21 protein-coding genes are annotated in these 16,980 nt (G+C 64.7%); 18 read left to right on the forward strand and 3 right to left on the reverse strand.

All coding sequences use genetic code 11. The annotated features are described in order from the left end of the window. The first annotated feature begins 54 nt into the window (after positions 1 to 54). The 5 genes from AC3WLB_RS22515 (at position 55) to AC3WLB_RS22535 (ending at position 3,858) form a co-directional block, all read left to right on the forward strand. A complete protein-coding gene (locus AC3WLB_RS22515) occupies positions 55 to 489 on the forward strand; it encodes a DUF6153 family protein (RefSeq protein WP_492509905.1) in 435 nt (144 codons plus the stop codon). Between the two features lie 715 nt (positions 490 to 1,204). Further along, entirely contained in the window at positions 1,205 to 1,786 is a 582-nt protein-coding gene (locus AC3WLB_RS22520) for a M23 family metallopeptidase (protein WP_492509907.1), read from the forward strand. 17 nt (positions 1,787 to 1,803) lie between these two features. Then, positions 1,804 to 2,550, forward strand: coding sequence for a DsbA family protein (locus AC3WLB_RS22525; RefSeq protein WP_492509909.1), 747 nt, complete (start codon positions 1,804 to 1,806; stop codon positions 2,548 to 2,550). 4 nt (positions 2,551 to 2,554) lie between these two features. Further along, positions 2,555 to 3,133, forward strand: a complete 579-nt coding sequence (locus AC3WLB_RS22530; RefSeq protein WP_492509911.1) for a TlpA family protein disulfide reductase — start codon at positions 2,555 to 2,557, stop codon at positions 3,131 to 3,133. After that, on the forward strand, positions 3,130 to 3,858 hold the full coding sequence (locus AC3WLB_RS22535) for a cytochrome c biogenesis CcdA family protein (protein WP_492509913.1): 729 nt from the start codon (positions 3,130 to 3,132) through the stop codon (positions 3,856 to 3,858). The genes AC3WLB_RS22530 and AC3WLB_RS22535 overlap by 4 nt, the downstream gene beginning before the upstream one ends. A gap of 5 nt (positions 3,859 to 3,863) precedes the next feature. On the opposite strand, the gene AC3WLB_RS22540 is transcribed toward AC3WLB_RS22535, so the two are convergent. Further along, the gene (locus tag AC3WLB_RS22540) at positions 3,864 to 4,787 is read right to left on the reverse strand and encodes a cation diffusion facilitator family transporter (RefSeq protein ID WP_492509915.1); all 924 of its coding nucleotides are present in this window, start codon (positions 4,785 to 4,787) and stop codon (positions 3,864 to 3,866) included. A gap of 72 nt (positions 4,788 to 4,859) precedes the next feature. On the opposite strand from AC3WLB_RS22540, the gene AC3WLB_RS22545 reads away from it, so the two are divergent. After that, positions 4,860 to 5,180: an ArsR/SmtB family transcription factor gene (locus AC3WLB_RS22545; protein WP_492509917.1), complete on the forward strand. Its 321-nt coding sequence runs from the start codon at positions 4,860 to 4,862 to the stop codon at positions 5,178 to 5,180. Here the strand turns inward: AC3WLB_RS22545 and lnt are convergent. Beyond that, positions 5,140 to 6,681: an apolipoprotein N-acyltransferase gene (gene lnt, locus AC3WLB_RS22550; protein ID WP_492509919.1), complete on the reverse strand. Its 1,542-nt coding sequence runs from the start codon at positions 6,679 to 6,681 to the stop codon at positions 5,140 to 5,142. The two genes, AC3WLB_RS22545 and lnt, sit on opposite strands and share 41 nt — an antisense overlap. Positions 6,682 to 6,793: 112 nt before the next feature. Between lnt and AC3WLB_RS22555 the strand changes: the two genes are divergently transcribed. From AC3WLB_RS22555 to resB, 9 genes are all read left to right on the forward strand, one after another. Further along, positions 6,794 to 7,195, forward strand: a complete 402-nt coding sequence (locus tag AC3WLB_RS22555) for a hypothetical protein (RefSeq protein WP_492509921.1) — start codon at positions 6,794 to 6,796, stop codon at positions 7,193 to 7,195. 96 nt (positions 7,196 to 7,291) lie between these two features. After that, complete coding sequence (locus tag AC3WLB_RS22560) at positions 7,292 to 7,495, forward strand: hypothetical protein (protein WP_492509923.1); 204 nt, start codon at positions 7,292 to 7,294, stop codon at positions 7,493 to 7,495. After that, a complete protein-coding gene (locus tag AC3WLB_RS22565) occupies positions 7,492 to 9,489 on the forward strand; it encodes a bifunctional copper resistance protein CopD/cytochrome c oxidase assembly protein (RefSeq protein ID WP_492509925.1) in 1,998 nt (665 codons plus the stop codon). Before AC3WLB_RS22560 ends, AC3WLB_RS22565 begins: the two co-directional genes overlap by 4 nt. After that, positions 9,486 to 10,469 carry a cytochrome c oxidase assembly protein gene (locus AC3WLB_RS22570; RefSeq protein ID WP_492509927.1) on the forward strand — a complete coding sequence of 328 codons (984 nt, stop codon included), beginning with the start codon at positions 9,486 to 9,488 and terminating at the stop codon, positions 10,467 to 10,469. Before AC3WLB_RS22565 ends, AC3WLB_RS22570 begins: the two co-directional genes overlap by 4 nt. Before the next feature lie 80 nt (positions 10,470 to 10,549). Beyond that, a complete protein-coding gene (locus AC3WLB_RS22575; RefSeq protein ID WP_492509929.1) occupies positions 10,550 to 11,110 on the forward strand; it encodes a copper resistance CopC family protein in 561 nt (186 codons plus the stop codon). Next, positions 11,110 to 11,472 carry a DUF6804 family protein gene (locus AC3WLB_RS22580; RefSeq protein ID WP_492509931.1) on the forward strand — a complete coding sequence of 121 codons (363 nt, stop codon included), beginning with the start codon at positions 11,110 to 11,112 and terminating at the stop codon, positions 11,470 to 11,472. Before AC3WLB_RS22575 ends, AC3WLB_RS22580 begins: the two co-directional genes overlap by 1 nt. Positions 11,473 to 11,948: 476 nt before the next feature. Then, on the forward strand, positions 11,949 to 12,197 hold the full coding sequence (locus AC3WLB_RS22585) for a hypothetical protein (protein WP_492509933.1): 249 nt from the start codon (positions 11,949 to 11,951) through the stop codon (positions 12,195 to 12,197). Between the two features lie 66 nt (positions 12,198 to 12,263). Beyond that, the gene (locus AC3WLB_RS22590; protein WP_492509935.1) at positions 12,264 to 13,541 is read left to right on the forward strand and encodes a M23 family metallopeptidase; all 1,278 of its coding nucleotides are present in this window, start codon (positions 12,264 to 12,266) and stop codon (positions 13,539 to 13,541) included. Positions 13,542 to 13,669: 128 nt separating this feature from the next. Next, complete coding sequence (resB, locus tag AC3WLB_RS22595; RefSeq protein WP_492509937.1) at positions 13,670 to 15,184, forward strand: cytochrome c biogenesis protein ResB; 1,515 nt, start codon at positions 13,670 to 13,672, stop codon at positions 15,182 to 15,184. Here the strand turns inward: resB and AC3WLB_RS22600 are convergent. Beyond that, positions 15,147 to 15,674: a signal peptidase II gene (locus AC3WLB_RS22600; RefSeq protein ID WP_492509939.1), complete on the reverse strand. Its 528-nt coding sequence runs from the start codon at positions 15,672 to 15,674 to the stop codon at positions 15,147 to 15,149. The two genes, resB and AC3WLB_RS22600, sit on opposite strands and share 38 nt — an antisense overlap. A gap of 48 nt (positions 15,675 to 15,722) precedes the next feature. On the opposite strand from AC3WLB_RS22600, the gene AC3WLB_RS22605 reads away from it, so the two are divergent. From AC3WLB_RS22605 to AC3WLB_RS22615, 3 genes are read left to right on the forward strand one after another with little or no spacing between them, the layout of a single operon-like run. Beyond that, a complete protein-coding gene (locus tag AC3WLB_RS22605) occupies positions 15,723 to 15,938 on the forward strand; it encodes a hypothetical protein (RefSeq protein ID WP_492509941.1) in 216 nt (71 codons plus the stop codon). After that, complete coding sequence (locus AC3WLB_RS22610) at positions 15,935 to 16,438, forward strand: DUF3093 domain-containing protein (protein WP_492509943.1); 504 nt, start codon at positions 15,935 to 15,937, stop codon at positions 16,436 to 16,438. The genes AC3WLB_RS22605 and AC3WLB_RS22610 overlap by 4 nt, the downstream gene beginning before the upstream one ends. After that, positions 16,435 to 16,722 (forward strand): TFIIB-type zinc ribbon-containing protein, encoded by a 288-nt coding sequence (locus AC3WLB_RS22615; RefSeq protein WP_492509945.1) that lies wholly within the window; start codon positions 16,435 to 16,437, stop codon positions 16,720 to 16,722. The genes AC3WLB_RS22610 and AC3WLB_RS22615 overlap by 4 nt, the downstream gene beginning before the upstream one ends. The last annotated feature ends 258 nt before the right edge of the window (positions 16,723 to 16,980 follow it).

A 16,980-nucleotide genomic window follows, 5' to 3' on the forward strand; every position in this document is an offset into this window, starting at 1 on the left:
CCGGATGGCGCCGCGGACTGACACCTCACCCACCAGGACTAGACAGGAGACGGAATGCGACTGAACTCGCGCTCCGCTCCTCGACCCCCCGCGACGGCCACGACCAAGCTGCTTGTGGTGTTCCTTGCACTGCTCGCGGTGATCGCCGGACTGCTCTCGTTGCATGCTCTCGACACGACGATCAGTCATTCGGGGCAGCCGACAGCCGCAATCGCTGACGTGCTGCTGGACAGCACTGACCATGTCGACTCCATCACCACCTCCGCCTCGTCCGACGACATCGCATTGGCGGGCGGTCTCCTCGGCTGTGCTGCCGCGGGAATGCTCTGCGCGCTCGGCGTCATTGCTCTCATGAGGCGGGCGACTGGTACACGGCCGCCCTCCGGGACAACAGCCACAGCGCCGCGTGAGGTGGCTCCCCAAGCGGCCACTCGATCCATCCTCCGTGCTGCCCCCTCGCTATTTGCCCTCACAGTACTTCGCACCTAGACCGACGTCAGACGCACCCGTGCGTCCCCAACGTGACCGACTAGATCCGCAGCCAGTGGCTTCGTGATGAGGTCCCGCCACCTGTGACCCCAATAGGGCGCAGAGACCGCAGGCAACCTCGAATCATGGCCACAGGCGCAGCACGAAAGCGAAATCTGTGACCCAGAGACCCGATCAGGGCGCTGGTCTGCCCACCCGCCGAGCCCTCCGAGAGCAAGAGCGGGCGCACCAGCAAGCAGTACCTGTCCCCACGAGGCGTGGACGCCACGCACTCGACCCCGCAGCACTCCCGGTGCTCACCCGTCGGGAGATCCGTCAACTCGAGCGCGCACAACACGAAAGCACAGCTGATTCCAGCCGACTACAACCGCAGTCTGACATCGCCTCCCCGCATAAGGAGTCCGTCGTCGACGGTGACCAGTCAGAACCAGCGCCGATCCTGCTGAGCCCACCGACCGACGCTCCGCTTGTTCCGTCCTGGCAGGCCACTGTGATGCCCGCCGACGTCACTGGGTCACACTCGAGTACACCGCGACTTCGAGTCTCTCGGCCGCTGACCGCGTCAGCCCGGGCCACCGGGCCAGCCACCGGCCGGTCCGCCCGGCGCGCGCCGCGACTTCGCGCGGTCATCGCACTGTCCTTCTCCGCCCTCCTCGTCGCCGGAACCTCACTCTCTGCCACGAACCCCTCGCTGTCGTTCGCATCGACCCCGCCGGTGGCGGAACTCGAACCCCAAGAACTCCTCACGGCGGCCGCCACCCCGGGCCAGCCGATCAGTCGCGACGGGTACTCGGTCACTGCAGCGGAAGTCATCGCGGAGAAAAAGGCCGCGGCCGCCGGGTACAGGACCGCCAATACCTTCACCAACAACCCCACCAGCGCCATCCAGTGGCCCTTCCCGGTCGGCGTTCCCATCAGCGACGGATTCGGCCCTCGAGAATCTCCGGGCGGCATCGGAAGCACCAACCATAAAGGTGTCGACTTCACCCCCGGGCAGGGAACCCCCGTGAACGCTGTTGCCGCCGGCGTCGTCCGGTTGGTCCAAGAGACCGACCAGGGCGGGCTCGGCGTCTACGTCGTCATCGACCATGTCATCGACGGGGTGAACGTCAGCAGCTGGTACGGCCACATGCTGACCGGATCGCCCGTCGTCACCGAAGGCCAAGTAGTCGTGCCAGGCCAGCAGCTCGGCAACGTCGGCAACACCGGCGTCTCCACCGGCGCCCACACCCACCTTGAAATCCACGTCGAGAACACACCGGTCGATCCCTACGCCTGGATCTCTGCTCGAAACTGACCGAACGGACCTCCCCCATGTCGAACAAAAAGAACCCCTCCACGTCCAGCCCATCAGCACGAACGGCGGCCGCTCGCGCGACCGCCGAACGAATGTCTGCCGCTCGAAAACCCAAGAGCAAGTTGGTCATCGTCATCCTCGTCGCGGTGTTCGTCGTGATCGTTGCCGCGATCGCGATCATTGCCGTCAGCGTCACGCAGAGCATCGACCGCACCAGCTCGGCCGCAGAAGGCGCCTCCGTCGTGCGTGAGAACAGCCATGTTCTCGACGAAGCCCCTGACGGGAAAGTCACCCTCGTCGAGTTCCTGGACTTCGAATGCGAAGCCTGCGGAGCGTTCTACCCCAATGTCGAACAGTTCCGGGAAGACTACGCGGGGCAAATCACCTTCGTCACCCGCTACTTCCCGATCCCGTCGCACCAGAACTCCCGGACCGCCGCCGTCGCCGTGGAAGCAGCGTCACAACAGGACAAGTTCGAAGAGATGTACAAAATGATGTTCGAGACCCAAAGTGCGTGGGGAGAGAACCAGACCTCGCAAGCACCCCTGTTCCGCACCTACGCGGAACAGATCGGACTCGATCTGGAGGCCTACGACCAAGCGGTCGCAGACCCCGCAACCCTTGAGCGAGTGTTGCAGGACTACGACGAAGGCATCGCGCTCGGCGTCGACAGCACCCCGACGTTCTTCCTCAACGGGGAGAAGATGACCATCGACAGCCTCGAGGGATTCCGAGCCCAACTCGATGCCGCGCTGGCCGAATAGCCGGATGGCAGCGGCGGCGGGCGCCGCTGCCATCCTTCTCCTCACCCTCACTGGCTGCACCAGCGAGACAACAGACCTCAGCGATGCGGGTCTGGACACGGGATACGTTGCCGGCGACGGTTCGGTCCTTGAGATCGCAGAAAGCGAACGAGGGGCTCCGATCAGCTTCGCCGGCACCGGCGAAAACGGCGAACAGATCTCCTCGACGAGCTACGAGGGAAAAGTCTTGGTGGTGAACTTCTGGTACGCCGCGTGTGCGCCGTGCCGGCTGGAGGCACCTGATCTCGAATCGACCTATCAGACCTACCTGCCCGAAGAGGTGAGCTTTCTCGGCGTGAATGTGCGTGATCAGGCGGCGACCGCACAGGAATTCGCCACCACCTTCGGTGTCACCTACCCGTCGATCATCGACACGGACGCCGGCGTGCAGCTCAGCTTCGCTGGGCAGGTCGCCCCGAATGCCGTGCCGACCACCCTGGTCCTGGACCGGGAGGGCCGGGTCGCGGCCCGCATCCTGGGTCGCGTCACAGAGGTGTCGATTCTTGAATCGCTCATCGACCGCGTCCTTCAGGAGGCAGCGTGATCCCCGAGCTTGTCTTCAGCGGACAGCTCGCCGCCGCGATCCCTTTCGCAGCACTCGCCGGGCTCGTGTCATTCGCTTCTCCGTGCGTGCTGCCGCTGGTTCCCGGATACCTCGCCTACGTCGGCGGCTCGGCCGACTCAACCCGGTCCCGGGGGCGGGTCCTCCTCGGAGCATCCCTGTTTGTCCTTGGGTTCGCGATCGTGTTCATCGCCTACGGGGTGCTGTTCGGAGCGCTCGGTACCTGGCTGGTGCAGTGGCAGGACATCATCACGCGAATCCTCGGTCTTGCCGTGATCGTGATGGGCGTCGTTTTCCTCGGCTTCCTGCCTGGTCTCCAGCGCACGGCCCGACTCTCCCTCAAACCCGCGGTCGGACTCGGTGGGGCTCCCCTGCTCGGGATCGTCTTCGGTCTTGGCTGGACTCCGTGCTTCGGGCCGACACTCGTTGCTATCTCCGCGCTCAGCTTGGAAAGCGGCTCCGCGGCCCGAGGTGCACTCCTCGGCTTTGCCTACTGCGTCGGGCTGGGTGTCCCGTTCCTGCTGCTGGCCTGGGGGTTCAGCTTCGCGCTTCGCGCCACGGCCTGGCTGCGCCGCTTCATCCGCCCCCTCAACATCGCTGGAGGGGTGCTTCTGATCGTTCTGGGAAGCCTCATGGTCACCGGCCTCTGGACGGCCATCATCTATCAGTTGCAGGGCCTGATCGGCGGGTTCGTCACACCCATCTGAGCGAATCAGGTATGGACGGCGTCCTCGTGCTCGGAGTGACTCTTGGGCTCGAGCTGGAATGTCGAGTGTTCGATGGACACCGAGAAATGGCTTGCCACACAACTCTGCAGATCGTCGAGGATCTTCGGGGCGCTTCCATCGCGGAAGCACTCGTCCGCGATCACGACATGGGCGCTGATGACGGGAAGATCCGACGAGACCCGGCTGGCGTGCAGGTCGTGGACTTCGAGCACGTTGGGGAGTCCCAGCATGTGGGTGCGGACCTCGTCGAGATCCAGCCCCGCCGGTGTGGTCTCCAGCAGCACGCTGATCGTTTCTTTCAGCAGCTTCAACGTGCGCGGGATGATCAGCACACCGATCAGCATGGCCCCGATCGCGTCCGCCTGGTAGAAGCCGGTCAGTCCGATGATGATGGCGCTGACAATCACCGCGACCGAACCGAGGGCGTCGTTCACGACCTCCAAGAAGGCGGCACGCAGGTTGAAGTTCGCAGCGCGGTCTCCGGCCAAGATGATGATCGAAGCGACGTTTCCGAGGAGACCGATCACACCGAAGATGATGAGTTCGCCCGACGCGATCTCCGGGGGCGCGAACAACCGCTGAATGCCCTCGACGAACACAAACACGCCGACCGCCAGAAGCACGACCGCTTGACCCAGCGCCGCCAAAACCTCGGCTCGTGCAAACCCCCACGTGCGCTTCGCCGACGTCGGCCGGGCCATCAATCGGGCGGCCACCAGCGCGACGCTGAGTCCCACGACGTCGGTCAGCATGTGGGTGGCGTCGATCAGAAGCGCCAAGCTGCCGGTGAGAATGGACCCGAACACCTCGGCGACGAAGATTGTCGCCGTAATCGACAAAGCCAGGGCGAGGCGCTTGCTGTGGCTTCTCGCCGTCGAGGCAGGCGCGTGCGAATGATCGAGTCCCATACCGAGAATGGTACACATTTAGATGAACTGTCTGGAGGACTTTTATTTGTTGATAACGGATATCATTCCGGTATGGAGACTTTGACCGCCGTTGACGCACTTGCTCGCTTCGGTCACGCGCTCTCAGACCCGCTCCGGTCGCGCATCCTGGTGGAGCTGTCCTCCGGCCCGGCCTATCCGGCCGAACTGTCGGAGTTGCTTGATGTGACCCGTCAGAGGATGTCGAACCACCTTGCCTGCCTCCGCGGCTGCGGCCTGGTCGTGGTCGTGCCCGAGGGTCGCCGGGTGCGCTACGAACTGGCCGACAAGCGCCTTGCCCACGCACTGAGCGATCTGCTCGGTGTGGTTCTCGTCACCGACCCCGAACACGAGATGGGCGCCGAAACCGCCTGAGTTGGGTTGCGGCCGCGCCCGCAAGGACCAAAAGTGGGCCGAGACTAAGCACCATGGCCACCGCGCTTCCGTATCGCACAGCTGGCGTGACGGTGTCGAAGGTCTGCACGTTTTCGACCATTACCCCGGGGGCGAACGGCTCCAGCTGAGCGACCGTCGCGCCATCGGGTGTGATGATGGCGCTTGTCCCGACGGTGGAAATGTTGACGACGGTCCGTCCCAATTCGATTGCGCGAAGTCGCGCGATCGCCAACTGCTGCACGCTTTCGTCGGTTCGCCCGAAGTCGGCGTTGTTCGACTGGGCCAGGACGATCTCGGCGCCGTCGACAATCAGCGAACGCATCACCCGATCGTCGGTGATATCGAAGCAGATGGCCGATCCAGCGGCGATCGGCCCAAGAGGGAGAATCCCGTCTCGCTGTCCCGGGACGTACTCGCGCTGGATCAATCCGATCAGATCCGGTGCCAACGTCTCCCAGAAAGCGCGATCGGGGACGTACTCACCGAACGGGACGGGGTGTTTCTTGTCGTAGACATCTACGACCCCTCTGACGGGATCGACCGCCAGGGTCGAGTTGAAGAAGAGCCCCCCGCGCTGGGTGATGGTGCCCAGAGTGAGTGGAGCGCCGAACGAAGCGGCAATCGCGGTGAGTCGCGCCATCTCGGCCGGGGATTCAAGTGGGTCGAACTCACTCGCATTCTCGGGCCACACCACCGCATCAACTCGCTCCCCAGCCAGTAAAGCGCTCGCATCGATCTGAGCCGCGACGAGATCTCCCGGCGCGCGTTCGGAGAAATAGCCGGCCGGCCCATTGCCCTGAACCGCTCCGACGCGGAACGTTCCGATGGACTCCCCTGGATACACCGGAACGATCATCAGAACAGTCGCCGCCGTCACGACGGTAATGGACACCGGCTCAAGACGAACCCCCTCCTCGAGCACCGATACCGTCACGGCGACAAGAGTCACCAGCACGAAGGACAGCAGCGCCATCCCGCCCCAGGACACCACCTCCGCGAATGGCCCCATCGACTGCGACATCGCAACGCGCCCCCAGGAGAACCCACCATACGGCCACGCTCCCGAGAACTCTTCGCGGCCAACCCACAGACCCGCGAGCACGACCGGCAACACGAGAAGCCGACCCCATCGACCCGGCCACGCTTGCGGGATCAGCCGGTAACCGAGCGCCGCGAACGCTCCGAACCCCGCCCAGAAAAGCGACTCCGTGACCGTCAACGCCCACCACGGAACGGGCCCCAGATATTCACCGGCCCAGGAGATCTGGACCAGGTAGAACGACACTCCCGTAACGAAACCGAGCAGCAGACCGCGCGGGACGCTTTGCCGGCGAATCGCGACGAGAACCATGGCCACCCCGACCAAGGTCAACGGCCACCAATTCTGACTCGGAAAGCCGGCATCCATCATTGGCCCCGCCAGGACCGCGACAAGCAAAGCCACCCACAACGGCAACGGTCGGCGCGGTTCGGGAGTCACGAAATGTGACCATAAGGGCCCTTTCCGTGAAATCGCCGCGCCAAGCACCCCCGCAGCGGGTTGATACCCTGGGTGCACCGACACACCGATCCGGATCGAGAGCCGCACGCCCGTGAACAGCACCCGCACTGACCCGCGACGGGTCCGCTGGGCGACGATTGCTGGGCTCGCGGTTCTCGCCGCCGTCGCCGCGTTGCTGTTCGGACACCTGATGGACTCAACCGTCACCGACGGGCCGGCAGCGGTGTCCGCGGTCAACATCGACCAGGTCAACGTCGTTCCAGATGAGCCGGCCGGGTCCACCGACGGTGCTGTCGCTCTGCTGGTTGCTGGGTGTGCCGCGCTCTGCCTCACGTTGGGGGTCGGCTGTTTACTCGCCGTTCTCGCCCTTCTTCGGGTTGGGGTGATGCGGCTGCTCCCGGCACCAGGACCACCCCGGCTGGTAGCCGCCGTGCAGTGGAGCCTGCACCCTCACGCCCCGGCTCTGACCCAGTTGGGCGTCTCCCGCATCTGATCCGACCGGTGGCTCTCAGCGACGCTGTCGCACCCACCCGTCAATGACTTCCGCCTGCACGCTATGGGGGAGTCCGTCCGTATCAGGAGCGCCCTCATGGGCATGGACAATTTTTGGTTCAACGCCATCTACTCGCTCGCACCCACGGTGCTGGTCGGGGCGATCTTCTTCGTGATCATGCGCTCGATCATCAAGGCGGACTCGCACGAGCGCAAAGCGCGAGCAAAGGTCGAGGTCGAAGAACGGGCGCGGCTCGCCAAGCGTCTCGCGGCCGAGGACGGCAAGAAGAGTTCGTCATGACGGCCGTTGCAGAAAAGATCGCCAGTCGTGACTCGCGACGTGTGCTGACAATCATCGCCCCCGCGACCCTGCTGGCCAGCACTCTGGCGGTGGGAAGCGTGTTGGCCGTCATCGCCTGGCTACAACAACCGACATTGCTGATCGACGCCGGGCCGGTGGTCGATATCGGCCTTCCCGTCCTCAAAAGTACCGTCAACCTCAGCTCCGGGTTGGTGCTCGGAGCCCTCGTGCTGGCCACCTTTACCCTGCCGGTAGGCAAACCCGCCTACAACATGGCCATGGATATCGCCGCCGGGGGAGCCTGCGCCTGGGCGGTGCTGTCCTTCATCACGTCGATCCTGGCGTACTTCTCCCTCGCCGGGCCCGTCTCCTTGGAGATATTCCCCGCCAGCTTCGGTCAGTTCCTCACGGAAGTAAGCATCGGCCAGGCCTGGCTGACGACAACCCTCGCGGCCGCGGTCCTTGCCGTGCTGTGCTTCGCCGTCCGCGCACCCGCCCTGGTCGCGACCGCCCTGGTCATCGCATTCGCGACTCTCATCCCAATCGCCCTGCAGGGACACGCGGCCGGCGCCGGAAGCCACTCCGCCGCATCCTCGGCGCTCTGGCTGCACGCCGCGGCCGCCGCAACCTGGATTGGGGGCCTCGCCGTCACCGCCCTTCTGGTCGCGCGCAGCTCGCACAACGAGGCACAGGCGATGCTTCGCCGGTACTCGACCATCGCCCTGATCAGCTTCGTGATCGTCGCCGCCTCGGGTCTCGTCTCCGCGGTGATCCGATTCGATCAGCCCAGCCAGCTGTGGACCACCGGCTACGGGCAGATCCTGCTCATCAAGATCGGGGCGCTCCTCGCGCTCGGCGTCGCTGGGGCGATGCACCGCCGGTTCCTTATTCGCCGGTTCGCGGAATCCTCCCGAACGCGCCGGATTCTCGCCTGGTTGGTCGCGTCCGAGATGCTGCTGATGGGCCTCGCCTCTGGAGCGGCCGTCGTGCTTGCGCGAACCCCACCGCCAGTCGGAGAAGACCTCGCCGTCACCCCTGCGGAGATCTTGACAGGTGAACCCTTGCCCGCCGTGCTGTCTCCAGAACGCTACTTCGACAGCTGGACGATCGATCCGATCTGGGCGATCGGTGCCGGGTTCGGCATCGTTTTGTACCTCGCCGCGGTACGTCGGCTCAGCCGGCGCGGAGACGGCTGGCCGCTGCTTCGGACAGTGTCCTGGATCATCGGCCTGGCTCTGCTCGTCTATGTCACCAACGGAGCTCCCGCGGTTTACGGGACATACCTCTTCAGCCAACACATGCTCGAGCACATGACCCTCGGCATGATGGTCCCGATCTTCCTCGTCCTCGGCGCACCGGTCACTCTCGCGCTCCGCTCCATCCGGCCCCGCAAGGACGGAAGCCGCGGCCCCCGGGAATGGCTCATGGCCCTCAGCCACTCCCGGATCACGGCCGTCATCACTCACCCGCTGGTCGTCGCGATCCTCTTCGTCGCATCGACGTTGCTGTTCTACTATTCGCCGCTGTTCGGGTGGTCACTGTCCGACCCGCTCGGGCACCAATGGATGATCGCCCACTTCCTGATCGTGGGCTATCTCTTCGCACTGTCGATGATCGGAACAGACCCCCTCCCGTACCGATTCCCCTACCCGCTGCGGTTGGTGACCCTCCTCGTCGTGATGGCATTCCACGCCTTCTTCGGACTCAGCATCATCACCTCCACGGAACTTCTGCTCCCCGACTGGTACGGCGTCATCACAGAGGGATGGGCCATCGACCCTCTGTCCGACCAGCAAGCTGCCGGTGGCGTGGCCTGGAGCGTGGGCGAGATCCCGACACTGGTTCTGGCGATCACCATGGTGACCTTGTGGTCGCGCTCCGATGCTCGAGAGACTAAAAGAATCGATCGGAACGCCGAGCGCACCGGTGATCGTGACCTCAACGACTACAACGCCATGCTCCGCTCCCTCCACGACCGGAAGCCACCGCAATGACCGGCGATCCCCTCGGCCCGGTCTGGGTGCCAGCACAACCCCCGGACCTCACCCAATTCCTCGCCCCCAACCTGCAGCCGATCCCGCTGATCCCTGCCATCGGCGTGATCCTTTTCGTCGCCTACGCCGTGGGCGCAGTTCGGCTGTGGACGACCGGGCGCCGCTGGTCGGTGACTCGCACGATCTGCTTCCTCGTCGGATGCGTCATCCTCATCGTCACGATGGGCGCCGGCCTCGAAGGCTACGGGTATCGCATGTTTTCCGTGTTCATGTTCCAGCAGCTCACCCTCATGATGGCCGTTCCGCCCCTGCTCATCCTCGGGTCCCCAGGCACTCTGCTGCTGAAAGCCGTCCCTCACCGCGGCCTCGGCACGTACGTGCAGCGCGCCGCCCTGGCCGGGCTCCGGTCCCGTGCCGCACGCATCGCTCTCCACCCGGCCGTCATGATCCCGCTCTTCCTGTTCACGTTCTACGGCCTCTATCTCAGCGGCATCGCAAGCGCGCTGCTCGGAACCTGGACGGGGCACATTGGCCTTGAGCTGCTGTTCCTCGTCAGCGGGATTCTGTTCACCATCCCGCTGATCTCCGCCGATCCGCTCCCGGCCCGACAGACCCATCTCGGTCGCCTCCTCGACGTCTTCGCCGAGATGCCGCTGCACGCCTTCTTCGGCGTCATCATCATGCTCGCGTCACTGCCCTTGGTGACCTACTTCGCCACACCACCGCCCTCCTGGGGGATCGACCCGCTCCAGGACCAGCTCGTCGCCGGCGCCCTTGCCTGGTCGTACGGCGAACTTCCCACCCTGATCATCGTGCTCGTGCTGCTCTCCCGCTGGCACCGCGATGACACCACCCGAGCCAAAGCCGCCGATCGCCGCCACGACGTCCACGGAGACGCTGACCTCGACGCCTACAACGATTACCTCCAACGCCTTAGCAGCCACAACACCGACGCCCGCAACCCGAAAGAAGCACCATGACACGCCGTACCCGCCGCCGGATCTCCGCGGCCGCCACTGCCTTCCTTGCCGCAGCAGCAATCGTCTTCGGAGCAGCCCCGATGGCAACCGCGCACGACGCCCTCGCCGGCTCCACCCCTGGAGTCGACGAGACCGTCGTTACCCCGATCGCACAGGTGCAGCTCACTTTCAACGAAGCGCCTCTCGCCGGCTTCGACACCGGCATCGCGATCGCGGTCCTTGACCCGGCGGGCACGGACGTCTCCACCGGCGAAATCACCATCGACAACACCACCCTCACTAAAGCCGTGAGCCCCACAACGGCGGGTGCCTATCAGGTGCTCTGGCAAACCGTCTCCGCCGATGGGCACCCGATCTCCGGCCAATACGGCTTCACCTACGCAGTCGAACCGATGCCCACTGTCACCACCACGCCCACCGCCACCGAGACGCCAGAACCCACCACGGCCCCCGCGGAGACAAGCACCGACGCACCAGCGGAGACGCCGTCCGAAACGGCGGCTGCCGACACCGATGTGTACTCGACGTTGTTCCCGATCGCGCTCGTTGGCGGCATCGTCGTCGTGCTCGCCATCGTCGCAGTCGCGATCGTCGTCTCGATCCGCAGCAAACGACGCAACGCCGAGCAGGACCCCCGCTGATGGCCAAGCGGGAAAATCGAAGCCGGATCATCCGACCCGGCATGCTCCCCGCCGTGCTGGGAGCGATCGTGCTTCTGGCCAGCATCGGTCTGATCGGAACCGACTTCTACCTGTACGTCCGATACGGGGTCAGCATCCTGGCGTTGATCTTCGCCGTCATCGCCATCCAGTACCGGAAGTGGTGGTGGGGTCTGCCGATGCTGCCTCTCGCCGTGCTGTGGAACCCGGCCTGGCCGTTCGAGTTCACAAGCGAGGTCTGGCAGGTTCTGATCCTGCTCGGATCGGCATTCTTCATCGCCGTCGGGGTTCTTTTCCGCACCGTGGATACCAGCGGTCCGGTGCCGACCCGAAGCACCCGCTGAATGTCAGCGGTTCTGGTGGCGTTCCTTCAGACGCAGGCGTCTGGTCTGGAAACCGGACAGGCCACCCAACACGAGACAACTGACCGCGAGAGGGACGGCGATCTCCCACCAGGAGTTCCCGGTCAGCAGGTTCGCGAAGAGGATCAACAGGCACAACCCGTTCAGTCCCAACGCCAAATAAGCGAACTGGGCAGAGGTCCAGCGTCGCCGTCGGGGAGGAGTGGGGCCAGAAGAAGACACGACATTCCATTCGCGGTTGCGGGCAAATCCCTCCGAGAGTACAGGATCTCGTTTACAATCGCTGTGACAGGGATCCCCGCAAGCGGAAGGCAGTGACATCCATGCGTCTTATGCCGCGTGCGCTTCCTCGCCTTCTGCACACTGTGCTGCTCGCCCTACTGATCTGCGTCGCCGCGGCGACAGCGACGGTTCTTCACGCCGCCTCAACCAATCACGACGCCGACGTAGCCGCGTCCGTGATCGTCCTCGACGCCACCCCGGCAGCTCACGCTCCTGTCGGCGACAGCGGGGGAGTGGCGGACTGTCTCGGCGCGGTCATCATCTGTGTCGCGGCAATCGGTCTACTCGTCCTCGTCACGGCGCAGGCGCGCCGCTCCGCCCGCGCAGAACCCTTACCGGCCGCCGGAAGCGCACCACCGCGCCCGCGGCTGTTGTCGTTCCAGCCGGTCGCCACGCTACAAACCACGGGCCTGCTCCGCATCTAGATTTCGCGATCCCTTGCACGCGCTTTCGCGCGCCCTCGTTCTCTTGCATCGGAAAGCAGACACCTCATGGTTCCCTCGACCCCGAGGGCCAGTCGTCGCACGTCGCGGCGCCGGTCCCGAATCATCCTCTCGGTCGCACTCAGCTTTGCCATCACGGCAGGTCTTGCAGCCACGCCGTTTTCGGCCGCAGCCGAGGAATACCCGACCTGGTCGGAGGTGGAAGCCGCCCGCGCGGACGAGTCCACCAAACAAGCTCAGATCAGCGAGCTCACCGCACTTATCGGCCAGATCGAAGCGGATCTCGCCCAGGCGCAGCAGCTCGCCCTCGATCTCACCAACGAGTGGGATCTCGCGCAGGATGCACTTGACCGAGCCGGGGAGAAAGCTAGCGAGCTTGAAGCCCAAGCAGCCGTCGCCGAACAGGCCGCCGGCGCAGCGCGAGACACCGTCGGCCGCCTCGTCGGCTCGATGGCCAGAACCGGGGGCAGCGATCAGCTCAGCGCGCAGCTTCTTCTCGCCGGCGCTGATGCCGACAACTTCCTCGTTCGTCTCGCCACCACCTCGAGGCTGTCGGAGAACATCGACCAGCTGTACGTCAAGGCGGAGACTGCCAGCAACACCGCCCAAGCGCTCACCGATCAGGCCGACGTTGCCCAAGCCGAGCGAGCCCGTCTCGCCGGCGAAGCTCAAGTCGCCATGGACGCCGCCATCGTGGCATCTCAAGAGGTGGAGTATCAGCTCGGCCTGCAACTGCAGAACTCCGAGACCCTCAAAGCACAGCTCGCCGTTCTGACAGAGAACCGTCAGGCCACCGAAGCGGACTACGCTCGCGGCGAAGAGATCCGTCGCGCAGCTGCAGCTGCAGCGGCGGCTGCCGCGGCCGCTGCTGCAGCCGCCTCGAACGGTTCCCCGCAGCTGGATTCCGGGCAGCTTTCCGACCAGGGGTGGACACGCCCCGTCGGCGGCAGGATCTCCGACGGATTCGGGCCACGCGTCGCACCGACCGCCGGTGCGAGCTCCTATCACCGCGGTGTCGACCTCGGTGCCGGGTGCGGAACGCCTGTCTATGCGGCATCCGCCGGCACCGTGAATTACGCGGGTTGGTTCGGAGGCCTCGGCAACTGGGTACAGCTCAGCCACGGTGCGGGCGTGCAGACCAGCTACGCCCACAACAGCCAGCTCGTCGTCAGCCCCGGCGAATCCGTCGCCGCCGGACAACTCATCTCCCTGGCCGGCACCACGGGGGTCTCAACCGGATGTCACCTCCACTACGAAGTCACTGTGGACGGCACACGCATCGACCCCGAAGCCTTCATGGCCGCCCGCGGCGCGCCCCTCGGATGAGCGCGCCCACCCAGTCGGACGTCTCGGACACCGACCCCCGCCGTCCCGAAGACCATGTCGACTCCGAACTCCCGCGAACCTCAGCCGCGGCAGGATGGGGGCGATGGGCATGGCGGCAACTCACCAGCATGCGCACCGCGCTGTTCCTCCTTCTCCTGCTCGCCCTGGCATCGATCCCCGGATCATTGCTTCCCCAACGCAGCTCTGATCCCAACGGTGTCGTGCAATACCTCGACAACAACCCCGGAATCGCACCGCTTCTCGAAGCCGTTCAGGCCTTCGACGCCTACAGCTCCTTCTGGTACTCGAGCATCTACATTCTTCTGTTCGTCTCCCTGATCGGCTGCGTCATCCCGCGCGCCAAACACCATCTGGACGCGCTGCGCGCCAAACCGCCTCGCACCCCCGCCCGGTTGAGCCGGCTACCCGCCTACAGCCGGGACGAGTACGCCGCCGGCGTGACAACCGACGAGGCGCTCGAAAGCGCGAACGCCATCTTGCGAAAGGCGAGATACCGGGTCGCACGCTTCACAAGCGGGTCGACGACCTCACTCTCGGCCGAACGTGGATACCTGCGCGAGACCGGCAACCTCGTCTTCCACATCTCGCTCGTCGGACTGTTACTCGCGGTCGCTCTCGGAGGACTCTTCGGGTACGCCGGGCAACGAGTCGTCGTCGAAGGCGAAGGGTTCGCCAACGTGCAGAGCTCCTACGACACCTTCAATCCGGGACGACTGTTCACCCCTGGGGTTCTCAGCCCGTACCGGATCACCCTCGACGAGTTCACGGTCACCTACGAAGATGCCGACCGGGGGGCGCTCGGTCAGCCACTGGACTACACCGCCTCCGTCTCGATCACGGAGCCGGGAACCGACACCGTCCGGAACGACACCATCAAGGTCAACAAGCCGCTCGAACTCGCCGGCGCCGACATCTTCCTCCTCGGAAACGGGTACGCCCCCCACATCACCATTCGCAATCCCGACGGCGACACGGTGTACTCCGGGGCGATCCCGTTCCTCCCTCAGGACTCCAATCTCACCTCGCTCGGCGTCATCAAAGTGCCCGACGGACTCAGCGAGCAGATCGGAATGCTGTCCTTCCTCTACCCCACAGAGGAGACCAGCTCGTCCGGAGCGAAGTACTCGTCCTACCCGGACCTGATCTACCCCACGATGACGCTGAACGTCTTCGAGGGCGATCTCGGCCTCGATGGCGGCGTTCCCACCTCCGTGTACTCGCTAGACACCAGCACTCTCACCCAACTGACCGGCGGGGACACCGGGGTCGACTCAGTTCAACTACGGCCCGGCGAGACCGCGGAACTCCCGAACCAGTTGGGAACAATCACGCTGGATGAGATCAGCCGATTCGCCTCCTTCGACCTCAGCTACGACCCCGCCCAAGATGTCGTGCTGATTTTTGCCCTTCTCGCCACTGCAGGACTACTGACGTCCCTGTTCATCTCCAGACGACGCATGTGGGTGAAGATCACCACCGGTCCTGACGGAAGCTCGGTCATCGAGTACGCCGGCCTTGCCCGAGGCGACGACCCCCGCCTAGACGATGCGGTTCGAGCCTTCCAGGACCAGCACCGCAGCAGTCTCAGGACGCAACGCCCTGACGACGGGACCGAAGCATGACGACAACGATCCAGACGAGCACGCCACCGACCGCGAAGACATCGGCGAGGTTGAAGATCGCGAACCACGACACTGCGAGATAGTCCACGACCTCACCCGTCAGAGGTGCGTCAGCGGGTGCTCGGAAAACCCTGTCCACAACGTTCCCCAGACCACCGGCCAGAACCACCGAAAGGAGAAGCACATCAACAAGCTGCCGCCCGCGCCATACCTTGACCGCTATCCATCCCGTCAACCCGATCAGCACCCCGATGAGAACTACCGCCACGATCGGACCCAGGCCCGCGCCAAGTCCAAACGCCGCTCCCGGGTTAAAAACCAGCCGCAGGTCGAAGGTCGGAACGACCTCGATGATCCGCCCATTCGCGAGGTCTACCAAAGCCCATTGCTTCACGAGCTGGTCGAGGAATACGCCCACCGCCACCACGGAGACGACGATGAGTGCGCCGACGAGACGGCGCTGAGGGAGACCAGATCGAACGTCAGCCACCCGACGACTATACAGAAAATCCTGAACTATTGTGCATACCCTGCCCCTATGACGACTAAGTGGAACGCGCCGGCCCTGACCGCTCGCCTGCGTTTGATCCGCACTCTCACCACCGTTCCGAACAGCAGCCTCGCGGCATCGACCAAGCTCTGTCTGGTCAACATCGCGAACGACGTCGACCGCGGCGCCCTGTCACCCGAACAGGCCGAACGGCTCCTGGCTGATCTATCGAACCGTATAGAGGCACGAGAGGACCGCGAATGACGACGCTCTACCGCGAACGACTCCATCCAGCGACTTCCATGTACTTCTACGTCGCCCTCGTCATCCCTGCCAGCATCATCGTCTTCCTGCCGATCGCCCCACAGGGAGGCGTCTCCGGCCTGGCCATCGGAATCACCACGGGACTGGTGCTGTACACCGGTGTCATCGCCCTGTTCGTGGTCACGGCCCCTCTCATCGAAGTCACCGCCGACACCCTCCGAGTCGGACGGGCCAGAATCCCTCGCTCGCTCGTGGGCCAGGTGCAGGGATATGACGGCGAGGACGCCACCCAGCAACGCGGTCCGAGCCTCGACGCCCGTGCATTCCTGTGCATCCGCGGCTGGGTCAAGCCAGTGATCCGGATCGCCATCACCGACCCGAACGATCCAACCCCCTACTGGCTCGTCTCGACCCGGCGCCCCGACATCCTTGCGGAACTGCTCGATACACCTTCCACCCCCACGACCTCGCACCCGATCAACCAAGGAGAAACCCCATGAAGTGTCCGATCGACTCCTCGACCCTCGTCATGTCCAACAGAGAAGGAATCGAGATCGACTATTGCCCTGAATGCCGCGGCGTGTGGCTGGACCGCGGCGAACTCGACAAGATCGTCGAACGTTCCGCCCCGACACTGGCACCCCAGCCCGGGCCTGCCTACGGTTACGACGACCGCGGGGGGTTCGACCGGGACAAGCGCAGCGGTCACGGTGACGACCGCAGCTCACACGGCGGACAGAAGAAGCGCGGCCGCGAATCCTGGATCGGCGACCTCTTCGGGTAAGCCCGACGCTCGCAGAAGCCCAGAAGGGCGGCTGGCTCATTTGCGTAGTCCTCCTGCCTCTCGTCGGGTCTGTGGCCTGGATCATCATTCTGGTCACCCACTGACCACCGGGCCCGCCTAGCTTGCGAACAGGGGGCCGTTACCGTTCTGTTAGTAAATGTTTGGATGTACTCGACACGGTGCCGTCAGTCACGTACCGTCGAGGAATCCGTTTCGCACCCGAAGCGACCGGACCGGGCCAAGGCATTCCTCTCGCCT

Source organism: Herbiconiux sp. FW305-C-125, assembly GCF_058783455.1.

What these genes read in the sequence shown, in the direction of transcription:
- AC3WLB_RS22570 (WP_492509927.1), top strand. Translation starts at nt 9,486, where the DNA reads ATGACCGGCGATCCCCTCGGCCCGGTCTGGGTGCCAGCACAACCCCCG.
- resB (WP_492509937.1), top strand. Translation starts at nt 13,670, where the DNA reads ATGCGCACCGCGCTGTTCCTCCTTCTCCTGCTCGCCCTGGCATCGATC.
- AC3WLB_RS22590 (WP_492509935.1), top strand. Translation starts at nt 12,264, where the DNA reads ATGGTTCCCTCGACCCCGAGGGCCAGTCGTCGCACGTCGCGGCGCCGG.
- AC3WLB_RS22565 (WP_492509925.1), top strand. Translation starts at nt 7,492, where the DNA reads ATGACGGCCGTTGCAGAAAAGATCGCCAGTCGTGACTCGCGACGTGTG.
- AC3WLB_RS22545 (WP_492509917.1), top strand. Translation starts at nt 4,860, where the DNA reads ATGGAGACTTTGACCGCCGTTGACGCACTTGCTCGCTTCGGTCACGCG.
- AC3WLB_RS22525 (WP_492509909.1), top strand. Translation starts at nt 1,804, where the DNA reads ATGTCGAACAAAAAGAACCCCTCCACGTCCAGCCCATCAGCACGAACG.
- AC3WLB_RS22580 (WP_492509931.1), top strand. Translation starts at nt 11,110, where the DNA reads ATGGCCAAGCGGGAAAATCGAAGCCGGATCATCCGACCCGGCATGCTC.
- AC3WLB_RS22615 (WP_492509945.1), top strand. Translation starts at nt 16,435, where the DNA reads ATGAAGTGTCCGATCGACTCCTCGACCCTCGTCATGTCCAACAGAGAA.
- AC3WLB_RS22530 (WP_492509911.1), top strand. Translation starts at nt 2,555, where the DNA reads ATGGCAGCGGCGGCGGGCGCCGCTGCCATCCTTCTCCTCACCCTCACT.
- AC3WLB_RS22610 (WP_492509943.1), top strand. Translation starts at nt 15,935, where the DNA reads ATGACGACGCTCTACCGCGAACGACTCCATCCAGCGACTTCCATGTAC.
- AC3WLB_RS22515 (WP_492509905.1), top strand. Translation starts at nt 55, where the DNA reads ATGCGACTGAACTCGCGCTCCGCTCCTCGACCCCCCGCGACGGCCACG.
- AC3WLB_RS22605 (WP_492509941.1), top strand. Translation starts at nt 15,723, where the DNA reads ATGACGACTAAGTGGAACGCGCCGGCCCTGACCGCTCGCCTGCGTTTG.
- AC3WLB_RS22560 (WP_492509923.1), top strand. Translation starts at nt 7,292, where the DNA reads ATGGGCATGGACAATTTTTGGTTCAACGCCATCTACTCGCTCGCACCC.
- AC3WLB_RS22540 (WP_492509915.1), bottom strand. Translation starts at nt 4,787, where the DNA reads ATGGGACTCGATCATTCGCACGCGCCTGCCTCGACGGCGAGAAGCCAC.
- AC3WLB_RS22575 (WP_492509929.1), top strand. Translation starts at nt 10,550, where the DNA reads ATGGCAACCGCGCACGACGCCCTCGCCGGCTCCACCCCTGGAGTCGAC.